The organism is Pseudomonas sp. MT92 (assembly GCF_058792515.1).
Genome location: NZ_JBXAFA010000008.1, coordinates 310,277 through 317,906 on the forward strand (window position 1 = coordinate 310,277; position 7,630 = coordinate 317,906).

7 protein-coding genes and 1 tRNA gene are annotated in these 7,630 nt (G+C 59.5%); 5 read left to right on the forward strand and 3 right to left on the reverse strand.

The genetic code is table 11. From position 1 onward, the window contains the following. Positions 1 to 90 precede the first annotated feature (90 nt). The 4 genes from AC1Q6D_RS17500 (at position 91) to AC1Q6D_RS17515 (ending at position 4,869) form a co-directional block, all read left to right on the forward strand. Entirely contained in the window at positions 91 to 1,287 is a 1,197-nt protein-coding gene (locus AC1Q6D_RS17500; protein WP_103402552.1) for an MFS transporter, read from the forward strand. Positions 1,288 to 1,331: 44 nt separating this feature from the next. Further along, entirely contained in the window at positions 1,332 to 1,643 is a 312-nt protein-coding gene (locus AC1Q6D_RS17505) for a cupin domain-containing protein (RefSeq protein ID WP_178083084.1), read from the forward strand. Positions 1,644 to 1,748: 105 nt separating this feature from the next. Then, positions 1,749 to 2,900: a TDT family transporter gene (locus AC1Q6D_RS17510; RefSeq protein ID WP_103402553.1), complete on the forward strand. Its 1,152-nt coding sequence runs from the start codon at positions 1,749 to 1,751 to the stop codon at positions 2,898 to 2,900. A 94-nt stretch (positions 2,901 to 2,994) separates the two neighbouring features. After that, positions 2,995 to 4,869, forward strand: a complete 1,875-nt coding sequence (locus AC1Q6D_RS17515; protein WP_103402554.1) for an MFS transporter — start codon at positions 2,995 to 2,997, stop codon at positions 4,867 to 4,869. A gap of 123 nt (positions 4,870 to 4,992) precedes the next feature. Here AC1Q6D_RS17515 and sugE read toward each other — a convergent pair whose 3' ends face one another. The 3 genes from sugE to rdgC form a co-directional block, all read right to left on the reverse strand. Beyond that, positions 4,993 to 5,307 (reverse strand): quaternary ammonium compound efflux SMR transporter SugE, encoded by a 315-nt coding sequence (sugE, locus tag AC1Q6D_RS17520; protein ID WP_090324109.1) that lies wholly within the window; start codon positions 5,305 to 5,307, stop codon positions 4,993 to 4,995. A gap of 119 nt (positions 5,308 to 5,426) precedes the next feature. Then, positions 5,427 to 6,392 carry a bile acid:sodium symporter family protein gene (locus tag AC1Q6D_RS17525; RefSeq protein ID WP_103402555.1) on the reverse strand — a complete coding sequence of 322 codons (966 nt, stop codon included), beginning with the start codon at positions 6,390 to 6,392 and terminating at the stop codon, positions 5,427 to 5,429. Positions 6,393 to 6,474: 82 nt separating this feature from the next. Then, complete coding sequence (gene rdgC / locus AC1Q6D_RS17530; protein WP_103402556.1) at positions 6,475 to 7,395, reverse strand: recombination-associated protein RdgC; 921 nt, start codon at positions 7,393 to 7,395, stop codon at positions 6,475 to 6,477. A gap of 160 nt (positions 7,396 to 7,555) precedes the next feature. Between rdgC and AC1Q6D_RS17535 the strand changes: the two genes are divergently transcribed. After that, positions 7,556 to 7,628, forward strand: a tRNA-Val gene (locus AC1Q6D_RS17535). Positions 7,629 to 7,630 lie beyond the last annotated feature (2 nt).

Consider the following 7,630-nt stretch of genomic DNA (forward strand, 5'->3'; position numbering starts at 1 on the left):
TTTCGGACCTTAACACAAAGAATTTGCTTTAAGAGCGAGGCGGTAGCACACTCCGCAAAAGCAAAAAATTAGCTTTTGCGGAGTGTGCCCATGTCCAGTTCTCATTCAAACCGTGCAAGCCTGTGGTTCCTGGCAATCACTTTGCTCAGTTTTCTCGCCGCCTCCACGGCACCCACGCCGTTGTACCACCTGTACCAGGAGCAACTGCAGTTTTCGGCCGCCATCCTGACGCTTGTTTTTGCGGTGTACGCCCTCAGTCTGCTGGTCGCGTTGCTGACGGTGGGGTCGCTGTCGGACCACCTTGGACGCAAACCGGTCATTTTCACTGCGGTACTGCTGAACATTGTCGCGATGCTGCTGTTTATCCAGGCCGACAGCGTCGGTTGGCTGATCAGTGCACGTGTCCTGCAGGGCTTCGCCACCGGGATGGCGACGGCCGTGTTGAGCGCCACGCTGCTGGACACTGATCGCCAGCAGGGGCCGCTGATCAACAGCGTGGCACCCTTGATCGGCATGGCGCTGGGTGGCATGGGTTGCGGTTTGCTCGCCGAATTTGCCCCGGCTCCGTTACACCTGACGTATTGGCTGCTGCTCGTGTTGTTTGTGATGCAGGCGTTGTATGTCTGGCGTTTGCCGGAAACTGTCTCGCGTCAGCCAGGGGCATGGGCGTCATTGCGGCCAACCCTGCACGTGCCGGTTCAGGCGCGCTCGACCTTGTGGCGGGTGCTGCCGCTCAATACCGCAACCTGGGCGCTCGGTGGTTTTTACGCCTCCCTGGCGCCTTCGTTGGTGCGCACCGCCACGGGCTCGACCTCGAACCTGATTGGCGGCGCGACCGTTGCCGTACTGACATTGACCGGTGCTTCGATGATTTTCATCCTGCGCAATTGGCCTGCCGGCAGGGCATTACAGTTGGGGGCCGGTTCGTTGGCAACGGGGGTTGCCCTGATTCTCCTGGGGGCGCACGGTGCCAGTCTGCCGCTGTTCTTCCTTGGTACGCTGGTTGCCGGTTGTGGCTTTGGAGCCGGTTTCCTGGGGGCTTTGCGTAGCGTCGTGCCGTTGGCTTTGCCCCATGAGCGCGCCGGTCTGATGTCGGCGTACTACGTGCTCAGTTACCTGGCCTTCTGCCTGCCGGCATTGCTGGCCGGTAACCTGGCCCGCACCTTTGGCCTGGTGGCGACCACCGAGGGTTATGGGGTCGTGCTGATCCTCCTGGCCTTGGGTGCATGGCTGGCGCACTGGCTTCGGCGCTCTTCCGGCGCTTGCAGCGCTACTGGCCAGCCATAGGAAAACGGCATTTAATGCTGCCCATTCATTCGAAGGATCTGACCATGAAGATCATCCGCAGCAAATCGTTTACCGGCGAGCGTGCCTGGGCCGCGCTGGACATTGCCAACATGAACGGCATTACCACGCGCCTGCACTGGACTGATCAGCCCTATAAATGGCACATCAACGACGGCCAGGAAGTGTTTGTGGTGCTCGATGGGCAAGTGCAGATGCGCTACCGCGAAGAGGGGGGCGAGCGCGAGGCACTGCTGGAGGTCGGAGACATTTTTTATGCGTCGGTGGGCACTGAACACGTGGCACATCCCGTGGGGCCGGCGCGAATTCTGGTGATAGAAACAGAAGGCAGTGTCTGACGGATTATCTGTGAAATAGATAACTCATAGAGAAATTACCCGTTATATCGATATTCGATCTGGATCTATGATGAGTTCCACCTCGCCCGAGGACAGGAGTTCACCATGACATGCCCCAACACCATCAAGCCCGGTATCAAGCCGTTCAGCCACCTGCAGCACCCGCGCGAAGTCATTCGCCAGTTCACCCCGAACTGGTTCGCCGCCACCATGGGCACCGGCGTGCTGGCGTTGGCGTTGGCACAATTGCCCGTCGCCAGTCCCGGTTTGCGCGCTCTCGCCGAAGCGCTCTGGCTGTTCAACATCGTTCTGTTCGCCTTGTTCACAGCCTTGTACGCGGCGCGCTGGGTGTTGTTTTTCGATGAGGCCCGGCGGATTTTTGGCCACTCCACGGTTTCGATGTTTTTCGGCACGATTCCCATGGGCCTGGCGACCATCATCAACGGTTTTCTGGTATTTGGCCTGCCGCGTTTTGGCGAAGGCGTGATCCAGGTGGCCGAAGCGTTGTGGTGGCTGGATGTGGCGATGTCTTTAGCGTGCGGCGTATTGATTCCCTACTTGATGTTCACCCGCCAGGAACACAGCATCGACCAAATGACCGCGGTTTGGCTGTTGCCGGTGGTGGCGGCGGAAGTGGCGGCCGCCAGTGGTGGCCTGCTGGCGCCGCATCTGGTCGATGCCCACTCGCAACTGGTGGTGCTGGTGACCAGCTACGTGCTCTGGGCATTTTCCCTGCCCGTGGCGTTCAGCATTCTGACGATTCTGTTGCTGCGCATGGCGCTGCATAAACTGCCTCACGAAAACATGGCCGCTTCGAGTTGGCTGGCACTCGGGCCGATTGGTACGGGGGCGCTGGGCATGTTGCTGTTGGGTGCCGATGCACCGGTCATTTTTGCCGCCAACGGTTTGCCGGGTATCGGTGGGATCGCTGCCGGGCTGGGGCTGGTTGCCGGGATCACACTGTGGGGCTTTGGCCTGTGGTGGATGCTGATGGCTGTGCTGATCACTCTGCGCTATCTGCGCGCAGGCATCCCTTTCAACCTCGGCTGGTGGGGGTTCACCTTTCCGTTGGGCGTCTATTCCCTGGCAACGCTGAAACTGGCCAGCACCTTGCACCTGTCGTTTTTCAGTGTCTTCGGTTGTGTGCTGGTGAGTTTGCTGGCCGTGATGTGGCTGATCGTCGCCAAACGCACCGTGCAGGGCGCCTGGCGCGGTGAGCTGTTTGTCTCGCCGTGCATAGCAGGATTGAAGAAATAACCGGCAAAGATTAGGTAATGTGTGGCCTGGATCGACGTGCGACATTCCAATAAATGTATCCACGCCACTCACACCTGAATCAGGGACACGGAAGATGAGTCATCCCTCACAGTTCACCTTGCTGCGCACACGGCGTTTCCTGCCGTTTTTCGTGACACAGTCCCTCGGGGCATTCAACGACAACATCTTCAAGCAGTCACTGATCCTCGCCATCCTCTACAAGTTGACCATCGAAGGTGATCGTTCGATCTGGGTCAATTTGTGTGCGCTGCTGTTCATTCTGCCGTTCTTTCTGTTTTCGGCACTGGCCGGGCAGTTCGGCGAGAAGTTCGCCAAGGATGCGCTCATCCGCCTGATCAAGCTCGGCGAAATCGTCATCATGGCGGTCGGCGCGGTGGGTTTCCTGTTCGATCATTTGTCGCTGATGCTGGTAGCGCTGTTCGCCATGGGCACGCATTCGGCGCTGTTCGGGCCGGTGAAATACTCGATCCTGCCCCAGGCCTTGCGCGAAGAAGAGCTGGTGGGTGGCAACGGTCTGGTGGAAATGGGCACCTTCCTGGCGATCCTGGCCGGGACCATCGGCGCCGGGATCATGATGTCGTCCAGTCACTATGCGCCCATCGTTTCGATGGCCATCGTCGGTATTGCCGTCCTGGGTTACCTGGCCAGCCGCGGCATTCCTCGGGCTGCCGCGACGTCGCCGCAGATGCACCTGAACTGGAACATTTTCAGCCAGTCCTGGGCCACCTTGAAGCTGGGCCTGGGGCAGACCCCGGCGGTGTCGCGCTCGATTGTCGGCAACTCATGGTTCTGGTTTGTCGGGGCGATCTATCTGACGCAAATCCCCGCCTATGCCAAGGAGTGGATGCACGGCGACGAGACTGTAGTGACGTTGATTCTGACGGTGTTCTCGGTGGGTATCGCACTGGGCTCGATGCTGTGTGAGAAATTGTCCGGACGCAAAGTCGAAATTGGCCTGGTGCCATTCGGCTCTTTCGGGTTGACCGTATTCGGCTTGTTGCTGTGGTGGCATTCCGGCGGGATTCCGGACAGCGTCGAGGGCCATGGCTGGCTCGAGATTCTCGGCTTTGGCCACACCTGGCTGGTATTGATCGACATCCTCGGCCTGGGGATTTTCGGCGGTTTCTACATCGTGCCGCTGTACGCGCTGATTCAGTCGCGCACCCCCGAGAACGAGCGGGCGCGGGTCATTGCCGCCAACAACATTCTCAATGCGTTGTTCATGGTGGTGTCGGCGATTGTCTCGATCGTCTTGTTGAGCCTGGTCAAATTGTCGATTCCGCAGCTGTTCCTGGTGGTGTCGCTGCTGAACATCGGCGTCAACGCCTACATTTTCAAAATCGTCCCCGAATTCACCATGCGCTTCATGATCTGGCTGCTCAGCCATTCCATGTACCGCGTGGAGCATCGCAACCTGGATCTGATTCCCGATGAAGGCGCGGCCCTGCTGGTGTGCAACCACGTGTCGTTCGTCGATGCCTTGTTGATTGGTGGGGCGGTGCGTCGGCCGATTCGCTTCGTGATGTATTACAAAATCTACAACCTGCCGGTGTTGAATTTCATCTTTCGCACGGCCGGGACAATTCCGATCGCGGGGCGCCAGGAAGACATCCAGATCTATGAAAAGGCCTTCACGCGCATTGCGCAGTATCTGAAGGACGGCGAACTGGTGTGCATCTTCCCCGAGGGCAAACTGACCGCCGATGGCGAGCTCAACGAGTTCAAGGGCGGATTGAAGCGGATTCTCGAAGAGACACCGGTGCCGGTGATTCCGTTGGCCTTGCAGGGTTTGTGGGGAAGTTTCTTCAGTCGCGATCCGAATAAAGGATTGTTTCGCCGATTGTGGTCGCGGGTGACGTTGGTGGCCGGGCCGGCGGTGGCAGTGGAGGTGGCGGAGCCGGCCAGATTGCAGCAGTTGGTGGGGGAGTTGCGCGGGGCCGTTAGATAAAAGTTGTTCGTGCGGGCCTCATCGCGGGCAAGCCCGCTCCCACAAGGATTGGTGATGTGCCTTCTGTGTTTGGCACAACACAAACCCTGTGGGAGCGGGCTTGCCCGCGATGGCGTCAGAGGCTTACGCGCTGACCTTGAGCCCAACCAGTCCGGTAATGATCAGCGCCACACTCGCCAGCCTCACCAGCGCCATGGACTCGCCAAACAGGATGATCCCGGCGATCACCGTGCCGACGGCACCCACACCGGTCCAGATCGCATAGGCCGTGCCCAGCGGCAGTTCCTTCATGGCAAGGCCCAACAAGCCAAGGCTGACGCCCATGGCTGCAACGGTCAGTGCGGTGGGGAGAGGGCGGCTGAAACCGTCGGTGTATTTCAGGCCGACTGCCCAGCCGACTTCGAACAGGCCGGCGAAAAACAGAATGATCCAGGACATCAAAGACCTCCATCGATTGACGGGGTCGTCCCCAGATTAATGACTCGATTGAGCCGCGAGGTCGTCCTCGCGTTGCGCAATATAGTGCCCAGCATTAACCGGGTGATCAAGTTCAGGCATCAGTCGATGGCTTGTTGAGCAGCGATTCTCCGGTCTTCTTTCTCACTCATGCGACGGAAATACGTCGAGAGCAACGCCCCGGAGATGTTGTGCCACACGCTGAACAATGCACTCGGCACCGCCGCCAGCGGCGAGAAGTGCGCACTGGCCAGGGCTGCCCCCAAACCTGAGTTCTGCATGCCGACTTCCAGCGCCAGTGACTTGCGCTGAGCCAATGGCAACTTGAACAGGCGCCCGGTGAAGTAGCCCAGCAGATAGCCGAAGCTGTTGTGCAGCATGACCACCGCCATGATCAGCAAGCCGGACTCGGCAATCTTCGCCTGGCTGGCGGCGACCACGGCTGTGACGATGATCACGATGCTGACCACCGACACCAGCGGCAACACGTCCACCGCGTGGCGAACCCGATCACCGAGCAGGCGCTGGGCAACGACGCCGAGCACGATCGGCAGCAGCACCACTTGCAGGATCGACCAGAACAGCTCCATGAACGACACCGGCAACCAGGCCGAGGCCAGCAACCAGATCAGGGCCGGGGTCAGCAACGGGGCGAGGAGGGTGGTGACGGCGGCGATGGCCACCGACAGGGCCAGATCGCCGCGTGCCAGCCAGGTCATCACGTTCGACGAGGTGCCGCTTGGGCAGCAGCCGACCAGGATCACGCCGACGGCGATTTCGGGCGGCAGATGGAACGCCTGGCAGAGCAACCACGCCACGCCGGGCATGATCACGAAATGTGCGACCACGCCCAAGGCCACGCGCCAGGGATGGCGAGCGACTTCGGCGAAGTCTTCGAGCTTGAGGGTCAGGCCCATGCCGAACATCACCAGCCCCAGCAGCGGCACGATGGCGCCCTTGAGGCCGATGAACCATGCCGGTTGCAGAAACGCCACCACGGCGAAAACCAGTACCCAGTAAGCGAAGGTGTTGCCGACAAAACGACTCAACGCAGCCAGTGCGCGCATGGCCTGATCCTTATTATTAAGTAGCAGCACAAGACCCCTGTAGGAGCGAGCAAGCTCGCTCCTACAGTAAAACCACCAGACTTTAGATCCCTTGCGGAGTCTCTTCGCCACCCAATGCCTCAACCAGCGCCGGCAGGAAGTCGCCGAAGGTGAGCATCATCAGGGTGAAGCTGGCATCCAGTTGGCCCAGGGCTTCGTCGCCACCGTCCTGTTCCGCCTGGTCTTGCAGCAGGTCTTCGAACTTCAGGCGCTTGACCACCATCTTGTCGTCGAGGACGAAGGACAGCTTGTCCTGCCAGGCCAGCGACAGCTGAGTGACGACTTTGCCTGTGCTCAAGTGCAGCTGGATTTCTTCGCTGGTCAGGTCCTGACGCTTGCAACGCACGATACCGCCGTCTTCGTGGGTGTCGCGCAGTTCGCACTCGTCCAGCACAAAGAAATCGTCCGCGGCTTTCTGAGTGGTGACCCACTCGGTCATGGTCGCGGTCGGAGACATTTTTACCGTCAGCGGGCGCACCGGCAGGGTACCGATCACTTCACGCAGGGTGGACAGCAGGTCTTCGGCACGTTTCGGGCTGGCCGAGTTCACCAGGATCAGGCCCTGTTTCGGCGCGATGGCGGCGAAGGTCGAGGAGCGGCGGATAAAGGCGCGCGGCAGGAAGGCCTGGATGATTTCATCCTTGATCTGGTCGCGTTCCTTTTTATAGACCTTGCGCATTTGCTCGGCTTCGATCTCTTCGACCTTTTCCTTGACCGCGTCACGCACGACGCTGCCTGGCAGAATACGTTCTTCCTTGCGGGCGCTGATCAGCAGGAAGTCGCCACTGACGTGCACCAGCGGTGCATCTTCGCCCTTGCCGAATGGCGCGACGAAACCGTAGGTGGTCAACTCCTGGCTTGCACATGGACGCGCCAGTTTGGTGGCCAGTGCAGTTTCCAACGCCTCGGTATCAACAGGCAGATCTTGGGTCAGGCGATAGATAAGCAGGTTCTTGAACCACATGGGGTGAGTCTCTCCTTTATACAAAGGGAGGCATTATTGTCCTCGCGGTGCCATAGGCCAACCCTTCTCTAAGCCTTTGGAAGGCATGAAAAAATTAATTAAAAAAGTGCTTGCCAGAGGTAGGGTCGCTCCGTAGAATGCGCGCCACACCGAACGTGAAGGGTGATTAGCTCAGCTGGGAGAGCGTCTGCCTTACAAGCAGAATGTCGGCGGTTCGATCCCGTCATCACCCACC